This is a genomic window from Streptomyces daqingensis, assembly GCF_014645895.1.
GTDB classification, from domain to species: Bacteria; Actinomycetota; Actinomycetes; order Streptomycetales; family Streptomycetaceae; genus Streptomyces; species Streptomyces daqingensis.
In genome coordinates this window covers 303772-321615 of the sequence record NZ_BMMP01000009.1, presented here as the reverse complement: position 1 = coordinate 321615, position 17844 = coordinate 303772, and the positions used below count along the sequence as shown (strand labels likewise).

Annotated in this window: 13 protein-coding genes; 2 read left to right on the top strand and 11 right to left on the bottom strand. The window is 70.0% G+C overall.

The features are described from left to right. Positions 1–290: 290 nt before the first annotated feature. The gene (locus IEY56_RS15840; RefSeq protein ID WP_189037818.1) at positions 291–1298 is read right to left on the bottom strand and encodes a stage II sporulation protein M; all 1008 of its coding nucleotides are present in this window, start codon (positions 1296–1298) and stop codon (positions 291–293) included. A 77-nt stretch (positions 1299–1375) separates the two neighbouring features. On the opposite strand from IEY56_RS15840, the gene IEY56_RS15835 reads away from it, so the two are divergent. After that, on the top strand, positions 1376–2395 hold the full coding sequence (locus tag IEY56_RS15835; RefSeq protein ID WP_189037817.1) for an RDD family protein: 1020 nt from the start codon (positions 1376–1378) through the stop codon (positions 2393–2395). Positions 2396–2433: 38 nt separating this feature from the next. Here the strand turns inward: IEY56_RS15835 and IEY56_RS15830 are convergent, their stop codons facing one another. From IEY56_RS15830 to IEY56_RS15795, 8 genes are all read right to left on the bottom strand, one after another. Beyond that, positions 2434–3048 carry a hypothetical protein gene (locus IEY56_RS15830; RefSeq protein ID WP_189037816.1) on the bottom strand — a complete coding sequence of 205 codons (615 nt, stop codon included), beginning with the start codon at positions 3046–3048 and terminating at the stop codon, positions 2434–2436. Between the two features lie 121 nt (positions 3049–3169). Next, complete coding sequence (gene ahcY, locus IEY56_RS15825; protein WP_189037815.1) at positions 3170–4627, bottom strand: adenosylhomocysteinase; 1458 nt, start codon at positions 4625–4627, stop codon at positions 3170–3172. A gap of 424 nt (positions 4628–5051) precedes the next feature. Next, a complete protein-coding gene (locus tag IEY56_RS15820) occupies positions 5052–5993 on the bottom strand; it encodes a cation diffusion facilitator family transporter (protein ID WP_189037814.1) in 942 nt (313 codons plus the stop codon). Between the two features lie 134 nt (positions 5994–6127). Then, a complete protein-coding gene (gene manA, locus IEY56_RS15815) occupies positions 6128–7405 on the bottom strand; it encodes a mannose-6-phosphate isomerase, class I (RefSeq protein WP_189037813.1) in 1278 nt (425 codons plus the stop codon). A 28-nt stretch (positions 7406–7433) separates the two neighbouring features. Next, on the bottom strand, positions 7434–8642 hold the full coding sequence (locus IEY56_RS15810) for an SIS domain-containing protein (protein ID WP_189037812.1): 1209 nt from the start codon (positions 8640–8642) through the stop codon (positions 7434–7436). Positions 8643–8750: 108 nt separating this feature from the next. Next, entirely contained in the window at positions 8751–8924 is a 174-nt protein-coding gene (locus tag IEY56_RS15805; protein ID WP_074467984.1) for a Trm112 family protein, read from the bottom strand. A 203-nt stretch (positions 8925–9127) separates the two neighbouring features. Continuing rightward, entirely contained in the window at positions 9128–10492 is a 1365-nt protein-coding gene (locus tag IEY56_RS15800; protein ID WP_189037853.1) for a phosphomannomutase/phosphoglucomutase, read from the bottom strand. A 236-nt stretch (positions 10493–10728) separates the two neighbouring features. Next, on the bottom strand, positions 10729–11127 hold the full coding sequence (locus IEY56_RS15795; protein WP_045861877.1) for a DUF3499 domain-containing protein: 399 nt from the start codon (positions 11125–11127) through the stop codon (positions 10729–10731). A gap of 318 nt (positions 11128–11445) precedes the next feature. Between IEY56_RS15795 and IEY56_RS15790 the strand changes: the two genes are divergently transcribed. After that, on the top strand, positions 11446–11922 hold the full coding sequence (locus IEY56_RS15790; RefSeq protein ID WP_189037811.1) for a metallopeptidase family protein: 477 nt from the start codon (positions 11446–11448) through the stop codon (positions 11920–11922). A gap of 439 nt (positions 11923–12361) precedes the next feature. Here IEY56_RS15790 and IEY56_RS15785 read toward each other — a convergent pair whose 3' ends face one another. Together IEY56_RS15785 and IEY56_RS15780 are read right to left on the bottom strand one after the other, a co-directional pair. Further along, positions 12362–13933: a DUF5719 family protein gene (locus tag IEY56_RS15785; protein ID WP_189037810.1), complete on the bottom strand. Its 1572-nt coding sequence runs from the start codon at positions 13931–13933 to the stop codon at positions 12362–12364. Beyond that, positions 13930–17697 (bottom strand): glycosyltransferase family 2 protein, encoded by a 3768-nt coding sequence (locus IEY56_RS15780; protein ID WP_189037809.1) that lies wholly within the window; start codon positions 17695–17697, stop codon positions 13930–13932. The genes IEY56_RS15785 and IEY56_RS15780 overlap by 4 nt, the downstream gene beginning before the upstream one ends. Positions 17698–17844 lie beyond the last annotated feature (147 nt).

Sequence of the window (17844 nt, the reverse complement as noted above, 5' to 3'; positions counted from 1 at the left end):
AGTTCTCAAAGAACGGACGCTTCCTTCGCAACCCTTTCACAGGCCACTCCGGGCGCTTCCCTCTCGGTGAATCCGACTCTACCAGAAGTTCTCCGGTGGAAAGTCGGGGGCCAACTCCGTTGCAGCTTCCGTTAATTCAGAGTGACTGCGTGAAGTCGGGAAGATACGGACCGCTTCTGCCGGGCTCGAGCGGCTCGGTGCAAGCGTTCGAATCAACCTCCACAGAAGGCCGGTTAGACCGGCTTCCGGGGCGGCGAGAACAGTAGCAGCTCATTCGGCGACTACGCACATCACGCCGCTGTCGGGACTGTCGCGGGTCGGTCGTCGGCTGCCACGTCTCCGGTCTCCCCGGCTTTCGCTGCACGTCCCCCGAGGACGTACACGTAGGTGAGGAAGAGGAGTTCGCATGCGACTCCGATCGTGATGCGCGCCCACGTCGGGAGTCCGGAGGGCGTGACGAAGCCTTCGATCACGCCGGAGACGAAGAGGACCGCTGCCAGTCCGATTGCCATACCGATGGCCGCGCGTCCCTCTGCCCCGAGGGCCTCCCGGCGAGTACGAGGGCCGGGGTCGACCACAGTCCAGCCCAGTCGGAGTCCTGTGCCCGCCGCGACGAAGACGGCTGTCAGCTCGAGGAGTCCGTGCGGGAGGATGAGTCCGAGGAAAACGTCCAGGCGGCCTGCGGACTCCATGAGGCCGATGCCCGTGCCCAGGACGAGCATGTTGGTGAAGAGCACCCAGAGCACCGGGATGCCCAGTAGTGCGCCCAGGACGAGGCATACGGCCACTGCCTGGGCGTTGTTCGTCCAGACCTGGGCGGCGAAGGATGTCGCCGGGTGGCTGGAGTAGTACGTCTCGTACTGACCGCCCGGGCGTGTCATGTCGCGCAGTTGTGCTGGAGCGGCGATCGCCGCGCGAACCTCGGGATGGGTGCCGATCCACCAGCCCAGTAGTACTGCCACGACGACGGAGGCCAGCGCCGTGGGCACCCACCAATGGCGGGTGCGGTAGACCGCTGCGGGGAAGCCGACGGCGAAGAAGTGGCCAACGTCCCGCCATGATGCCTTCCTTGCCCCTGTCACCACGCTCCGGGCACGCGCGACGAGTGAGGTGAGGTGGCCTGCGAGAGCCGGATCCGGAGCGCTCGACTGGACCTGGGAGAGGTGCGTGGCGGTGCGCTGGTACAGGGTGACCAGCTCGTCCGCCTCCCGGCCCGTGAGACGACGGTGGCGGCGCAGCAGCTCCTCCAGCCGGTCCCATTCCGCGCGGTGGGCGGATACGAAGACATCCAGGTCCATGGTGAGAGCTTGGCAGAACTCGCCGCGGCGACGGCAGACTGGGCGAGCGCGGGACTCAGCGGAGGCAGGGAGAGACGGTGGACGAACTCGTCACAGGAGATGCGGTCGTGCTGGGTCTCCGGCCTGCCCGGCTGCTGAGCCGCGGGCTGGCGGTCTTCGTCGATCTGACACTGGCTTGGGCCGTCTATCTGCTGCTCTCGATCGGGTTGTTGGCGGCAGTGGCATCGCTGGACGTCGCTGCTGTGGCGGCGGTTCAGGTCGCACTGTTCCTGCTGGTTCTGGTCGGTGTGCCGATCGCGGTGGAGACGCTCAGTCGCGGACGGTCGGTGGGGAAGGCGCTGTGCGGGCTTCGCGTCGTACGGGAGGACGGCGGGCCCGTGCGGTTCCGTCAGGCACTCGTGCGGGGCGCGCTGGGGGTCGTCGAGATCACGGTCTTCTTCGGTGTCGTCGCCTGCGCTGCCTCGCTCGTCTCGTCGAGGGGCCGACGGCTGGGGGACGTCTTCGCCGGAACTCTCGTCGTACGTGAACGCGTGCCCGCGATGCGCGGTCTGCCGGTTCCACCGGCCTCGTCGCCCGGTGGAAGCTTCGGCGAGCTGGACTTGTCGCAGGTGCCGGGCGGCCTCTGGCTCGCCGTGCGGCAATACCTGACGCGGACGGGACAGCTCGACGAAGCGGTCAGCCGTTCCATGGCGGAGCGGCTCGCTGCGGACGTCGCTTCGTTCACCGGGGTGCCCGCGCCGGAGGGTGTTCCTTCTGTGGCGTATCTGGCAGGTGTGGTGGCCGAGCGGCAGGCGCGCGAGATGCAGCGGACGTTCGGGGCACAGGTGCCGGGGGCTTGGGCGTCCGCGCCGGACTCCGGTGGCGCTGCGGCTGCACAGGGGCTGGTGGGCGGGACGTCTGTCCACTCCGGGGAGGCTCCTGAGCGTCCGGCAGCACACTCCTGGGCGCCGGTTCACGTGCCTCCGGCCTCACCGTTCACTGGACCTCCTGCTGCCACGTACGTCGCCGACGGGCAGGACAGCCAGCGCACGGATGGAGCGGGAAGGCCTTCCGCCGGCGGTGAGAAGCGGCGCACAGGGTTCGTACCGCCCACGTAGACGGCTTCGCACTTGCGCGGACTTGTCCGCACAGTGGGTCAGCTGAACGTGGAGGGCGGCGACTCCAGTTCCTCCAGTTCGATGCCCGGTGCGGACAGAACGACGTCTCCGGCGATGTGAACGGGGTTCTGCTCGCCCCTGTCGACCTCGACCACACGGTAGTTATGGACGATCAGCGGCTCGCTGTCGGTCTCGTGTGCCGAGGTGTCCACGAGCGACCACGTCTGATCGAGCGTGAGCGGGGCGAGTACAGGGGGTGTCAGGGCGACGAGCCGTACGCGCCTTGCCTGTTCGCCGGCGGACGGGCGCAGGAGCCGTGAGTTCGCGATGAGGAAGGCAGGCGATGCGCCGGTGAATGAGTGGGCTGCGACGTTGCCCTCCTGGGCGTGCTCCCCCGTGGGGTCCGTACGGACCCAGGTGACGCCGTCCAGAGCCGCGCCGCGCACCCGCCAGCCCGCGGCGTGCAGTTCGAGTCGGATGGGGCGGCCGAGTTCGTCCAGAGCGAGGTCGACCGAGCCTGCGTGGTCACCGGCGGGAGTGGTGATCTGGGAGACGTAGCGCCACCCCGACGGGCCCGTGGCGCACTGGAAGTGCTCGTCCCCGAGGTGGGTGCGGTCGTGCGGGTCGTGGAGCGAGTAGCGGCCGCGAGGCATGGTGCGACCCTACGTCCGCAGCGGCCGGGACAGCCGAAGACCCCCGCCGCGGGGACGGGGGTCCTGGTGCTCACCGGTACCGGAGCGGGTCACCGGTCCTGACGGCCGGCTCTCCGACGGATCAGTAGCGGTAGTGGTCCGGCTTGTACGGGCCTTCGACCGGGACGCCGATGTAGTCGGCCTGGTCTTTGCGGAGCTTGGTGAGCTTCACGCCGAGGGCGTCCAGGTGCAGGCGGGCGACCTTCTCGTCGAGGTGCTTGGGAAGCACGTAGACGCCGATCGGGTACGACTCCGGCTTCGTGAACAGTTCGATCTGGGCGATCGTCTGGTTCGCGAAGCTGTTGGACATCACGAACGACGGGTGGCCCGTCGCGTTGCCCAGGTTCAGCAGACGCCCTTCGGACAGCACGATGATCATCCTGCCGTCCTTGAAGGTCCAGGTGTGGACCTGCGGCTTGACCTCTTCCTTGACGACACCGTCGATGGCGGCGAGACCCGCCATGTCGATCTCGTTGTCGAAGTGGCCGATGTTGCCGACGATCGCCTGGTGCTTCATCCGGGCCATGTCGGACGCCATGATGATGTCCTTGTTGCCCGTGGTGGTGATGAAGATGTCGGCCGTCTCCACCACGTCTTCCAGAGTCACCACCTGGTAGCCGTCCATGGCTGCCTGCAGCGCGCAGATCGGGTCGATCTCGGTGATCATGACGCGCGCGCCCTGACCGCGGAGCGAGTCCGCGCAGCCCTTGCCGACGTCGCCGTAGCCGAACACCACGGCCGTCTTGCCGCCGATGAGGACGTCCGTCGCACGGTTGATCCCGTCGATCAACGAGTGACGGCAGCCGTACTTGTTGTCGAACTTCGACTTGGTGACGGAGTCGTTGACGTTGATCGCCGGGAAGAGAAGCGAGCTGTCCTGCTGCATCTCGTAGAGGCGGTGCACGCCGGTCGTGGTCTCTTCCGTCACACCGCGGATCTCGGACGCCAGCTGCGTCCACTTCTGCGGGCTGTCCTTGAGCGTGCGGTTCAGCAGCTCGAGGACGACACGGTGCTCGTCGTTCTCGGCCGTGTCCGGGGAGGGAGCGGCCCCGGTCTTCTCGTACTCGACGCCCTTGTGGACGAGGAGAGTCGCGTCGCCACCGTCGTCGAGGATCATGTTGGGACCGCCGGTGGAGGCGTTCGGCCAGGTCAGAGCCTGCTCTGTGCACCACCAGTACTCTTCGAGCGTCTCGCCCTTCCAGGCGAAGACAGGAACGCCCTGCGGGTTCTCCGGGGTGCCCTCCGGGCCCACCGCCACCGCGGCGGCGGCGTGGTCCTGGGTGGAGAAGATGTTGCAGGACGCCCAGCGGACCTCTGCGCCCAGAGCGGTCAGGGTCTCGATCAGGACGGCCGTCTGCACGGTCATGTGGAGGGACCCGGTGACCCGGGCGCCCGAAAGAGGCTTGTCAGCGGCGTACTCCCTGCGGATCGCCATAAGGCCGGGCATCTCGTGTTCGGCCAGGCGGATCTCCCTGCGGCCGAAGGCCGCAAGAGAAAGATCCGCGACCTTGAAGTCCTGGCCGTTGGAGGTCGTCGTCATGCGAGCTGCTCTCCTCGATGTCGAGGTCATGGCTGACTGGTCCGTGCTGCGGCTCTGGGGCTCCGTGTGCGGTACGTGCGTCAAGTGTGCAGAGCACACGCGGACACACTCGTCCCCTGCTCGCAACCCAGTCCGTCGGAGGCCCTCTCTCCCTCGGTGGCCCTCGGAACGGGCCAGCCGACCGCCATCAGCAGCGACGTCTGTGCTTTACGAATCTACACCCGCCCGTCCAGACGAACGGAGTGATCAGGTGCGAGCAAGGACGGACCTGATCGGTTCTCGGCCGCACACTGCACGCAGTCTTCCCGATGCCCACGAGCACGCGCTCCCACACATCCGGACGTACCGCCCATACGGGCCGGAGGGTGTGATTCCCCCCCGGCCCGCAGCACGGTGTTTGCGGCCCGGAAGGCCGCTGTTCCGGCTATGCCTCGGCGGTCGGTGCGGCCGCGGGCTCGGGCCGGTAGACGTCCGGTTCGAGATAGATCACACGGGCGCTGGAAACCGAGGTGCGAATGCGCTCCTCAGCTGCGTCGATGGCCCGGGCGACGTCTGCGGCGGAATCGTCGTGCTGCACCGCGATCTTCGCGGCCACCAGCAGCTCCTCGGGGCCGAGGTGCAGTGTGCGCATGTGGATGATTCGCGTCACACTGTCGCCGTCGACGAGCGCGGCACGGATCTTCTCCCGCTCGGCCGGGTCGGCCGCCTCCCCCAGCAGCAGCGACTTGGTCTCGGCCGCCAGCACTATCGCGATCACGACGAGCAGCACACCGATGCACAGCGTGCCGACACCGTCCCACACCCCGTTGCCGGTCGCGATGGCCGCGCCCACGCCGAACAGGGCGAGTATCAGACCGACCAGGGCGCCCAGGTCCTCCAGCAGGACGATCGGCAGCTCCGGCGCCTTGGCCCGGCGCACGAACTGACTCCAACTCAGCTTGCCGCGGACCTCATTGGACTCCTTGATAGCGGTACGGAAGGAGAGCGTCTCCGCGATGATGGCGAAAACCAGCACCCCGACCGGCCAGTACCAGTCGTTGAGTTCATGCGGGTGCTTGATCTTCTCGTAGCCCTCGTACAGAGCGAAGACGCCGCCGATGGTGAAGAGGACGATCGAGACGAGGAACCCGTAGATGTAGCGCTCCCGGCCGTAGCCGAAGGGGTGCTCCTCGCTTGCCGCCCGCTTGGCCTTCTTGCCGCCCAGGAGCAGCAGCGCCTGGTTGCCCGAGTCGGCGAGCGAGTGCACGCCCTCCGCGAGCATCGAGGACGAGCCGCTGAAGATGAACGCGACGAACTTGCCCACCGCGATGGCCAGGTTCGCGCCCAGTGCGGCGATGATCGCCTTCGAACCGCCTGATGCACTCATACGAGTCGGGTGTCCCTCTCTGCGTGTCGAACATGGTTCCCGGGCTCCCCCGGCCGCGGGGCACCGGCGTCCGCGGCGCCACGTCTCACTGATCGGCGACTGCCGCCGTTCCCGGGAGCCGGAGAGCCGTCCTGTCAGACGGCCACTGTGGCGCGAAAGAGCGTACCGTCACCGCTCGCCTCGACACTCTCCCCGGCTTGGACGTAGGCGGACTGCCCGCGTTCCAGGGTGAGTTCGCCACCGCCGTCCGCTGCTTTGCGCAGAACTGCACGGCCGTCCGCGCACAGGAGGATCTGGGGCGTACGGTCGTCGAGCCGGCGGGGTTCCCCGGCCGGCGACAGGAGGTAGCGGGAGAGACGGAAGTCGTCGGTCGGCACCTCGTACTGCTGCTCCCCCTCCGCGTCGGCGACAGGACGCAGCACCTCCGGGGCGCCGGACTCGAAGCGGACGATGCGCAGCAGTTCCGGGACGTCCACGTGCTTGGGCGTGAGGCCGCAGCGCAGCACGTTGTCGGAGTTCGCCATGATCTCGACGCCCAGGCCGGCGAGGTAGGCGTGGGGCACGCCGGCACCGAGGTAGAGGGCCTCTCCGGGTTGCAGGCGCACGTAGTTGAAGAGCATCGCGGCGATCACACCGGGGTCGCCCGGATAGTGATCGGCAAGAGAGGCGTAGGCGGCGTACGCGCGGGCTTCCAACTCTTCTCCGTACGCCGGGGCTTCCGGCCGAGCGCCGTCCGTCGCCGCTGCGGTTGCTCCTGCTCTGGCCGTCGGCGAGCCGCCGGCGAGGTGCCTGGCGGCGCGGGCGGCTTCCGCGACCGTACGGGCCATCTCGTCGCGGTCGGCCGTGAGCACGGCGGTCAGGACCTCGCGCAGGGCGTCGCTCTCCGGGCCGGCACGCAGGATGTCCGCGTACGGCTTGAGCCCGTCCACGTCCAGAGCGTCCAGCAGGTCCGCGGTCCTCGATGCGTGGCGGAAGCCGCACAACCCCTCGAACGGCGTGAGCGCGCAGATGAGTTCGGGCTTGTGCTGCGGGTCCTTGTAGTTCCGGTGGCCCGCTTCCAGAGGGACGCCGCGGGACTCCTCGTCGGCGAAGCCCTCCCGCGCCTGGCTGAGGTCCGGGTGCACCTGCAGGGAGAGAGGCGATGCCGCCGCCAGCAGCTTCAGAAGGAACGGCAGACGCGGGCCGAAGGCTGCCACGGCGTCCGGTCCCAGTTCGCCCTCCGGGTCCGCGTCGATGAGTTCCGAGAGCGGCTGTGCGCCGCTGCCACGGTCGACGTGGGAGGGGGCTCCGGGGTGGGCGCCCATCCACAGTTCGGCCTGCGGCTCGCCCGTGGGCGCTGCGCCCAGGAACTCGGGAATGGCGGTGGTGGAGCCCCAGGCGTACGGCCTGACGGTGTTGATGAGGCGGTCCATGCGGTGGTGCTTCGCTTCCTTTGGGCGGTCAGGACCATGAAGGGCCGCCGTCGGCCAGCGCGAGGTAGACGGCGGCGAAATCCAGAGTGGCGATCAGCTCCGCGGCAGCGGCGGCCGGGCTGCTGCTGTCCGAGGGTTCGAGCTCGCTGAGGGGCACCTCATGCGCGTACGCCAGTTCCCGTACGGCGACGGCTGCGGAGTGCTCGTAGTCGGTCTGCTCACGCACGAACAGCACACGCGCGCGCAGCGATTCGGGTTCCTCGACGCGGTCGCGGAAGAAGTCCTCCGGGTCCGAGGCGGCGGCGAGCGACCCGGACAGCAGCGTGCTGTGCTCGGACAGCGCTCCGGGAAGCGCGGCCGTGAGCACCGGGAGGCCCGGAAGGGCGGCGAACGCCCTGGCGCACCGCTGTGCGACAGCTTCCGCGACTGCACCCTCGCTCCACAACAGCGGGAGAGTGCCCGTGAGTTCCGTGGCAAGGGTCTTGGCGGGGTTCGTGTACGTGGCGATGGCCGGACCGCAGCGCTCGGCGACGTGGTCGAGCCGGTCGCCCAGCGACTGCAGGGACGAGGAGTCGGCGGGGAAGAGCCCGAGCCTGTCGAACAGCACGAGGAGGGGCGTCAGAAGCGACCACAGGACCGCCGGGGACGCGGACAGTGCGACGGACTGCTGAGCGAGCTGTCCGGTCTTCTCCTCCGCACCAGCGCGGGCGGTGGGCACGTAGGGCGGCTCCCACACCGCGGCCGGCCCGAGATGCAGCGGCACGGCGAGACCGTGGGTCTCGCCGGTCAGCTCGGCCACCGCGGCGGAGGCCGGTGAGACGCTCACGACGGTGCATCCGCGGCGGTACGCCTGCTCGATCAGTGCGGTCAGGCCGGCCTCACTGCCGTCGGTCGTGCACACGATCAGCAGATCGAGCGGACCGGCCCATCCCGGCAGCGTCCAGCGCAGCGCTCCGGGTGCCGCGAGCGGACCGTACGAACGCAGCAGCGTGACGGGCAGTGCACCGTTCGTGAACGCGCCGAGGAGGCCGGCGGTGCACGCCGTGGCGGGGCCCGAACCGGCGACGAGCACGGCACGGGGCCGCCCCTCGGGACGCAGCTCGCTGAGCGCGGACTCCTCCGCGTGGCGCGCCGCCGTCCGCACGTGGGCGCCTGCCTCGGCAGCGGCACGCAGCTGCCCCTGGGCGTCCGCGCGGGCCAGGGCCTCGGGAGAGTCGAGGAGCGACTCGTCGAACATCTTCCGGAGCCTCCGATCGGCTGCGGGACGAAGAGCTGCCAGCGCCGTGGTGTACAGGGGTGTGCCGCTCGACGGTGTGACCGTTCGGCCGGCAGCCGCCGGGTGCCGTCAGGCGGGGCGCCGGGCCTCGTCGACGAGGAGCACCGGGATGCCGTCGCGGACGGGGTACACCAGGCCGCACTCCGTACCGCCAGTGCAGACCAGCTCCTCGGACTCCTCGCGGAGCGGCGAGTGGCACGCCGGGCAGGCGAGGATGTCGAGAAGACCGGCTTCGAGCGGCATGGGGAACCCTTTCCAAAGCAAAGGCACGGCTGCTGGCAAGGGTACCGCCGGGGGCAGGACGCCCGTCGTGCGGCCCGGCGCCTCCGGCCGTCCCGCCCAGCCCGCAGCCGGGCCTCCCGCGGGGCGGGCCTTGCGCTGTGTGCGCGGGAGTGCTCCGCCGGAGCTCCGTGCCGAGGACGGAGCGCCCCCGGAGAGCTGCCCGGCTACGCGCGCACGATCCCGAGCACTTCGTCACGCACCGCGTCCACTGTGGCGGCGTCGCGGGCCTCGACGTTCAGCCGCAGCAGCGGTTCCGTGTTGGAGGCCCGCAAGTTGAACCACCAGTCGGCGGCGGTGACCGTCAGTCCGTCCAGCTCGTCGATCTCCACGCCGTCACGGTCCTGGAAGGCGGCCTTGACCGCAGCCGCGCGGCCGGGCTGGTCCTCGACCGTGCTGTTGATCTCGCCGGAGGCGGCGTAGCGGTCGTACTCCGCGACGAGTTCCGACAGCGTGCCCTGCTGCTCGCCCAGTGCCGCGAGTACGTGGAGTGCGGCGAGCATGCCCGTGTCGGCGTTCCAGAAGTCCCGGAAGTAGTAATGCGCGGAGTGCTCACCGCCGAAGATCGCCCCGGTGCGGGCCATTTCGGCCTTGATGAACGAGTGGCCCACACGCGTACGCACGGGCGTGCCCCCGCTCTCGCGCACCACCTCGGGCACGGACCACGACGTGATGAGGTTGTGGATGACGGTGGACCCCGGCGACTTGGCCAGCTCCCGCGCAGCCACGAGGGCGGTGATCGCCGACGGCGCGACGGGGTCGCCGTTTTCGTCGACGACGAAACAGCGGTCCGCGTCGCCGTCGAAGGCCAGCCCGATGTCGGCGCCGGTCTCGCGCACGCGGCGCTGCAGGTCGACGATGTTCTTCGGGTCGAGCGGATTGGCCTCGTGGTTGGGGAAAGTGCCGTCCAGTTCGAAGTACATCGGGTCGAGTTGCAGCGGCAGACCCTCGAAGACGGTGGGGACCGTATGTCCGCCCATTCCGTTTCCGGCGTCCACCACGACCTTCAACTGGCGGATTCCGGTGAGGTCGACGAGGGTGCGCAGGTGCTGGGCGTAGTCGGTGAGCACGTCCCGCTGTACGAGCGTTCCCTCAGCCACGTCCGGTTCACGGGCCGGCGGGCCTGAGACGCGCCACTCCTCGACGAGCGCGCGCACCTCTGCGAGGCCGCTCTCCTGCCCGACGGGCTTCGCGCCTTCCCGGCACATCTTGATGCCGTTGTACTGCGCGGGATTGTGGCTCGCAGTGAACATCGCCCCGGGCAGGTCCAGTTGCCCACTGGCGAAGTAGAGCTGATCCGTCGAGCAGAGACCGATCTCTGTGACGTCGGCGCCCTGGCCGGCGGCACCGCGGCCGAAAGCGCGTGACAGTCCGGGAGACGAGGGCCGCATGTCGTGTCCCACGACGATCGCCGACGCGTCGGTGACACGCACGAAGGCGGCACCGAACAACTCGGCGAGCGCCTCGTCCCATTGGTCCGGTACGACGCCGCGCACGTCGTACGCCTTCACGATCTCCGACAGATCAGCCACAGCCACGGGGCAGCCCTCTCCTGGGTGCTCGGGGTTTCCTACAGCTCACGAAGCCCCAAACCTACCCGCTGAGTCCTCGATCACCGTTGCCGCCAGGCGGAGTTCTCCCGGTGCGTCGCAGGGGCACGTGCCGGCGCAGCGGAGGCGGAAGGCCGAGCTCGGCGTTGCTCTGGCCGACCGGGAGCAGACGTAGTCGATGCCGCTCTGCGGCTGTAGCGGGAGACTGCCCGGCAGTTCTACTTCTCGGGCGACTTGAGCACTCGGAGGTGACCGCGCCGGGCGACCTCCATGGGGTCCGCGTCGCGTCCCTCGGGCCCGCCCACGGCATCGGAGGGGCGTGCCGCCGACGGGTCGCGGCGCGGCGTACGGGCCGCCTCCCGTACCGCGTTGGCGAGCGCTTCGAGGTCGTCGCCGCTCGGACGGGCCGGGCCCGTGTCGACGGCCAGCCGGACGACCTCCCACCCGCGGGGGGCGGTCAGCCGCTCGGAGTGCTCGGAGCACAGGTCGTAGCAGTGCGGTTCCGCGTAGGTGGCGAGTGGGCCGAGGACGGCGGTCGAGTCGGCGTAGACGTACGTAAGCGTCGCGACGGCGGGACGGCCGCATGCGGTGCGCGAACAGCGACGTACAGGGCTCACGACGATGGACCGTACCGCACTCTTGAGCGGCCTGCGACGACTCCCCTTGACGTCACTCCGTCGTGTCGTCCCGGTTCGTCTGAAACATCTGATCTGCGAGAAAGCGAAACCGCCGACACCCGTGTCCCCAGGGGGAGTCGGCGAACGCACAGCAAGCGGTCGCGAGCCGGACACAACGCGACCTCTGGGGGCGAGATCATCGGTCACAACAGGTATCCAGTGCGATACAGAACGTTCACCTGTCGATCGCCACAGGACACGGCCGTGAAAGACGCTCCAGAGGCTTGCGGCACCGGCGTGCGGGCTAGGCTCAGGGTGATGAGCAGCCCCGTACCGCCCCGACGTCCCGGTCTCGACGGCGAGAGCGGATCGACCGGTCCACGGCCGCGCAAGCGCGACCGTCATGGCCGCGGCATGCGCGGGCCGGTCGCGCCGCCGCAGGTACCGCTCGCCGTGAGCCGCTCGGAGTCCTTCGACGACCTGGTCCGCGACTCGGTCAGCAGGCTGGAGAGGCGCTGGCCGCAGCTGACGGGCGTGGAGTTCGCCGTGCAGGAAGTGCCACGGACGGACAACGGCGAACTCGACGAGCAGACCGACGTGGTGCCGCTGGGGCGGGTCGCGGAGCCCAAGGACGGACGTCCCGACAGGATCGTCGTCTACCGTCGGCCGGTCGAGATCCGCACCCGCAATCGCGACGAACGGGCACTGCTGGTGCACGAGGTCGTCGTGGAGCAGGTGGCCGAACTGCTGGGGCTGGCCCCGGAGTCGGTGGACCCGCGCTATGGGCAGGACTAGCACGGCAGGGGGCACCGGCACGTTGTCCGGGAATCGCTGCTCACGTGCGCTATCGCTCGGGTTGGGGATGCTGATCGAGTCGCATTCGTGCAGCGAACGCCGTGTGACCGTTCGCGCGTTGGCGCGATCAGTCACGTCGCACGTCCCCGTAAGGGCATGAGACCGGGTGGCTCGCTGCACGCACTCCGGCTGAACGCACCGGCGAGCGGGGATGCACGCAACTGACCGCATCCGTCGCCGGGTCCGGCGCGAGGGGTGGCCTGGTGAGCGACCGTGCTGACGCAGGGCGGCGCATCTATCCGGTCAACTCTGAACAGCCGGGCCGATGTCGGCGTCTGCCTCTCCCAGTTCCTCGCCGGTGCAACGAACGCTGACGCGGTCCGGCTGCGGCAACAGCAGCACCGCTGCCGCAGCCCGGTACATGAGCGCGGACTCGCGATCAGCCGCCTTCGGTGAGCACGGAGAGGTCCTGACCGGAGCCGGGCACCGAGACAGTGCCGCGGTCGTCCGGAAGTACCTGCACTGTGAACGCGGGCAGCTTCTTGCTCCTGCGCTCCAGCATCCGCGAGGCGTGCACCGGTCCACCCGAGAGCCGTTCGACAGTGACCGCGTAGCTCCCCTTCACGCCCTTCGGCAGTGGCGGGACGAGAGACCTGGTGGTCTTGCTCTTGACCTTGTACGTCTTGCTGACGGACTCGCCGCCACCGCTGCCCGCCGACGACGTCACACGGACTGTCGCGGACTTGCCAGGCGCGGTGAGCGACACGACAGAGCCCTTCCCGCTGTTGTCGGCCGCAGTGGCACGGTGCGCCAGGGGTGCCGTTCCGGGGATGAAGGCGGTCTCCTGGTTCGCGCCCTTGCCGCGTATGACGCGCACAGCGGCGATCACGGGCGTCGCGCTGCTCGCGTCCTCCGACGGAGAGAGCACCAGCGAGCCGGCCTCTCCCTTGGTGAGGTCCCGCAGATCGACAGCCTTGGTGGTACCTCCGCGCACGTGCAGCGTCTCGTAACCGGCCGGGGAGATCTGACCGGACGGGCCGGCGAGCCGGACGTCCAGGTCCGCGTCGTTCTCTCCGGGGGCGAATACCGCCAGGCGCACGGCCTTGGCGTCGCTGGGGATGCCCGGCAGGACGACCTGCGGGGCAGGATCGGCGACACCTGAGATCCAGTCGCCGCCCAGCTTCTTGTCGACTGCCTGCACTTGGGCGCCCACTCGGCCGGAGCGGGCGACGACATGGAGCGTCACGTTGACGGCGGGCTCGTTCGTCAGCGTCGAGAGCAGCACAGGGACCGTGGAGTGAGGCCGGATGGTGATGCCTTCGCCGGCCTTGGTGCTCTCCTTGCCCTTCTTGCTGTAGAGGTCGAGGTCGACCACTGCGCTCGTGTCGTCGGGGTTGGTCAGATGGACGTAGTCCTGCCGGTTCTTGTCGGTGCTCGCGCCGGGGAACCAGAAGTCGGTGTCGGGGGGCGCGCACGCCGTGCCCTGCAGTCCTCGCCCCGCTCCGGCGGATACCTGCGTGGTCTGCTGGACGGTCCAGCCGGGTGCCAGCCGTCCGTCCGCCGACCCGAAGAGAGCGGGTGCCTTGGCGGTGTCCTTCGTGGCCGTCGCGGGCTTGCCGGGGGCGTCCAGCGGGAGGAACGGCTTCGCCGCCGCGGCGTCGCCCGGCTCGTCCGTGCGCTTTTCCTTGTCCTCGGCGTCCTTCTTGCCGCCCTTGCCCTTGCCTTTGCCCTTGTCGTCGTCGGTGCCGTCCGTGTCCGTCTTCTCGGCGGGGAACAGCTTCGCCGCGCCCTTGCCCTCGCCGCCCTTGGGCGCGAAGGCGGTGTAGGCGGTCTCAGCGACGTCGGAGTAACCGGGCTGCGGGCAGACCAGCGTGGAACGCTCGACCGGCTTGCGACCGGCCCCGGCCGATGCCGCGGACTCCTCACCGCCCGGCGCTGCGACAGCGGCCACACCGGTCACGGCAGCGAGTGCGGTGACCGCTCCGATCAGGGTCATGGTGGTGCGGTTCACTGCTGATCGCTCCTGTTGCCGTACCGGGGGTCGTACCCGTACGGGTCGGCCGTCCCGGAGTAGTCGTCGTACTGCTGCGTCCTGTCCCAGCCGTCGTAGGGCTGCCCGTAACCCGGGTCGGCCGGCTCCCCGCCGGACGGCTGGTCACCGTAGGACGACTGGTCCTCGTAGTAGGGACGAGCCGACGGCGATGGCTCGAACTGCGGCTCGCCGTAGGACTGTCCGTACTCGGCGCCGTACCGTACGTCCGCTCCCGGCTGCGACCCGTAGGTGCTCTCGAACGCGGAGTCGTACGAGGAGTCGTAAGCTCCGTCGCTCACGCCCTCGCCGGACGCGCCGTGCACGTGCGCCGACTGTCCGTCCCGCTGCTCGCGCAGTTCGCCGTCCGATGCGTCCGCAGACGCCGATTCCTCACCTGCAGCTGCACGCAGCCTTCGCGCACGGCGCCCCTCTCCCGGGACGGGCTGCGCCGGTACGGACGCTGCTTCGGGCAGGTCGTCGTCCACTTCGCGACGGCGGCCGGGCAGTGCCATGACGACGACCACCACCGCGAGGAATCCCTGCATCCACAGCCACACGGTGTGCGCCATGTCCGTCTCGAAGGTGAGCTGCAGGCGCCCGCCGCCGGCCGGGAGCTTGAAGCCCTGGGCCCAGCCGTCGAGCGTGACGGGCTTCAGCGGCGTGCCGTCGAGCGTCGCCTGCCACCCCGGGTCGGCGCTGTCCGCGATGCGGAGCACACGTCCGGACGGCCCGGGCTTGATCTCCGTATCCGCCTCGACGAGGCCCGCGGCCACCGGGACGGGCGCCTTCTGCGAGCCGGCGCTGCCCGGTTCGCCGCTGTTCCCGCCGCTGACCACGCTGATCCGGGAGACCGCCCGGTCCACGCGCCACAGCTCGCTGCCGTCCTCCTGGCTCAGCCTGGTGAGGCCCGGCGTCGAGTCCAGCACGCGGCTCATCTGGCGGGGGGCGCCGTCCCGGACGAGTACGTAGTGCACCGCGTAGCCGCCCAGCTGCGTGGTCTGGTCGGCTCCGGAGCCCGCGACGAGATTGGCGACCACGCGTCCCAGACGTTCGTCGTCGCCCCCGGCAGCCGCCAGGTCGCCGTCTCCCAGCCGCGCGCCTGACCCGCGCACCAGCGAGTACGAGACGTTCGAGAGCGCCTTGGACGATCCGGGGGCGTCACCTGACAGCACCAGAGTGCGTGCCTGGTCGCGGGTGATGCTCTCTTCCGCCACGAAGGCAGGTACCTGTACGGGATCACGTCGCGACAGCGGACCGTCGGCGCCGCCGACCATCCAGCTCACCGCGGCGACCAGCGGTGCGGCGACCGCGGCAGCGGCGACGAGAGCTGCCGCGGGCTGCTTCCAGCCGAAGTTCTGCTCCGCGACACGTTCCTTGGCGCCGTCCGCCCCGATGGCCGCGGCGCACAGCAGTGCGAGGCCGTAGACGAGGGTCGACGGGCCGGCCCAGTACGAGCTGTTGCTGAGTCCGGCGTACAGCAGACCGATCAGTGCGACTGCCCAGGCGGCGCGAATGGCCAGCTGGCGCTCCTCCCGGAGCAGCGCGGCGAGCGCGGCCAGTACGACGCCGACGAGCAGCAGTCCGCCAGTGGCGCCGGGGCCGCCCGGGGTCAGGGTCAGCAGGTCCAGCGCGGAGGCCGAGCCGCCTCCGAACGGCAGTCCCGCTTCCGCGAAGAAGTCGGACGGGCTCGCCAGGAGTGACAGCGACCACGGGGCCAGCAGCACCATGGGGGTCACGAGCGGAACGCTGTTGCGGAGGGCGTACCGCTGGAGCGAGTCGCCCGCAGCGGAGCCCGAGCGGTCGGAGGCGGGGCCGATGAAGCCCTGCCAGCGCAGCACCACCAGCAGGACGGCCAGTGTCAGCGCCATCAGCCACACGACGGGCGTGAAGGCCGTCGCCAGGCTGAGCAGCAGCGCGTAACCCCACACCGCGCGCCAGCCGGGCTCGCTGCGCATTCCGCTGACAGCAAAGGCCGAACGCGCGAGCAGCGGAAGGGTGATGGCGAGTACGGCGGTCCCGATGCGGCCGCCCGCGAGTGCGCCGGTGGCCGCGGGCAGGAAGGCGTACGCGACGCTTCCCCACGCGCGCAGCAGGCGGGACTCGACGAGGGGCCGCGAGGTGAAGTACGCGGTGAAGCCCGCGAGCGGCACGGAGCACACGAGCAGCAGCGTGAGAGCGAATCCCGTACTGCCGAAGAGGACCGTCGCGACCGAGGCGACGACGGCGAGATACGGGGGCGCGGTCTGCGTGCCCCCGATGCCGACCGGATGCCAGCCGTCGAGGTAGCGGCCCCACAGGTCGGACACGTCGGCGGGTGCGGGGAGCAGTGCGCCGCCGGCGAGTGCACCGCTGCCGAGCAGCGCACGGCAGGCGATGAGCGACACCAGCAGCAGAACGACGAACAGCACGGGACCCGGCTTCCGTGCGATCTGCTTGAGCCGCGCGAACTGTTCGACGTCCAGGTAGTCCGCGTCCTCGTCTCCGGGACCGGTCTCGACGGCGCCGTGCCGTCCGCCCGAGGAGGTCTCCGGTTCCGACCTGCCGCCGAAGTGGCTGGCCACCTGCTCCGCGGTGACGCGGAGCGTGGCACCGGGCGGCGGGAAGAGGTGCCGCATGTCGGTGTAGGGCACGGCCGGCTTGCTCCGGCGGCGGCGCGCGCTCATGAGCCTGCCTGGCCGGAGGAGGGTGCCGGTGAGGCCGGTCACCTCGTCCAGGGCCTGCCCGGGCACCTTTCCGACGAGATAGGCGAGCGTGCGCAACAGCGTGCCGAGCACGAGGCGCAGCAGCACCCAGGGAAGCTTCTTGCTGGGCACGTTGGCGAGCAGCGTGTAGACGGCACCGGCCTTGTCGACGCGGTGCGGGCTGGCGCCGCCCCGGGCGGCCCTGCCCACGCAGTCGACGGGACGGCGCTCGCGCGACGCCGCCTCCGCGTGGCGGACCACGGCGTCCGGCACGATCAGCACGTTGTGCCCCGCGGCGTGTGCACGCCAGCACAGGTCGACGTCGTCACGCATCAACGGCAACCGCTGGTCGAAGCCGCCCAGTTGCTCGAAGACGTCCCGGCGGATGAGCATGCCCGCGGTGGAGACCGACAGCACCGTCCGTACCTGGTCGTGCTGTCCCTGGTCCTGCTCGCGCCGTTCGACCCCGGTCCAGCGCCGGCCGCTGTTCGCGATCGAGACACCGGCCTCGAGCAGTTGCCGGCTGTCGTACCAGCTGCGGAGTTTGGGGCCGACCACCGTCGCGCTGGTGTCGGCGTCGACGACGCGCAACAGCCGTGCCAGGGCGTCAGGTTCGGGGGCGCAGTCGTCGTGCAGGAGCCACAGCCACTGCACGGGCTCGCCGTGCGGCAGCTCCGGCATGTCGTAGGCGTCGTCCCGCCAGGTACGCGTGACGGGGTCCCATCCGCTGGGGCGCTTCAGGTACGGCAGATCGTCCGGTGTGGGCTGGCCCGCTGTACGTGCGGCCTCGTCGACAGCGGCACCGAAACCCGTACGGCGGGCCATGTGCAGGACGCTGTCCGGACCGAGCGACTCGGTGAGGAGGCGCGCTGATTCGTCTGCGCTGCCCGTGTCGGCCGCGATGACGTTCTGCACCGGGCGTTCCTGGGAGAGCAGCCCCGAAAGCGCTTCGGGAAGCCACCTCGCGCCGTCGTGCGAGACGAGCACGGCGGTGACGACGTGCCGGGGGAACTCAGGTGTGGCCGCTTCGTACTGGGCCGCCGAATAGCTGTGCACGGACATCGAGGTGCGGGCCCCTCCCGGGGGTGCGGGGGCGATCCCCCGAAGACGCTGCGACGGACTGAGCAGGCGCACTCGCCCCTGGGAGGGGTCGCGCACCGTGGACGGGCACACACTAACGGCTCAATGCCATGTGCTCATCGGTCCGTG

Bases quoted from the DNA above. Each gene is read 5' to 3' on its own strand.
- IEY56_RS15820 (WP_189037814.1), bottom strand. From the start codon at position 5,993: ATGAGTGCATCAGGCGGTTCGAAGGCGATCATCGCCGCACTGGGCGCG.
- IEY56_RS15810 (WP_189037812.1), bottom strand. From the start codon at position 8,642: ATGTTCGACGAGTCGCTCCTCGACTCTCCCGAGGCCCTGGCCCGCGCG.
- IEY56_RS15780 (WP_189037809.1), bottom strand. From the start codon at position 17,697: ATGTCCGTGCACAGCTATTCGGCGGCCCAGTACGAAGCGGCCACACCT.
- IEY56_RS15790 (WP_189037811.1), top strand. From the start codon at position 11,446: ATGAGCAGCCCCGTACCGCCCCGACGTCCCGGTCTCGACGGCGAGAGC.
- IEY56_RS15830 (WP_189037816.1), bottom strand. From the start codon at position 3,048: ATGCCTCGCGGCCGCTACTCGCTCCACGACCCGCACGACCGCACCCAC.
- IEY56_RS15805 (WP_074467984.1), bottom strand. From the start codon at position 8,924: ATGCCGCTCGAAGCCGGTCTTCTCGACATCCTCGCCTGCCCGGCGTGC.
- ahcY (WP_189037815.1), bottom strand. From the start codon at position 4,627: ATGACGACGACCTCCAACGGCCAGGACTTCAAGGTCGCGGATCTTTCT.
- manA (WP_189037813.1), bottom strand. From the start codon at position 7,405: ATGGACCGCCTCATCAACACCGTCAGGCCGTACGCCTGGGGCTCCACC.
- IEY56_RS15840 (WP_189037818.1), bottom strand. From the start codon at position 1,298: ATGGACCTGGATGTCTTCGTATCCGCCCACCGCGCGGAATGGGACCGG.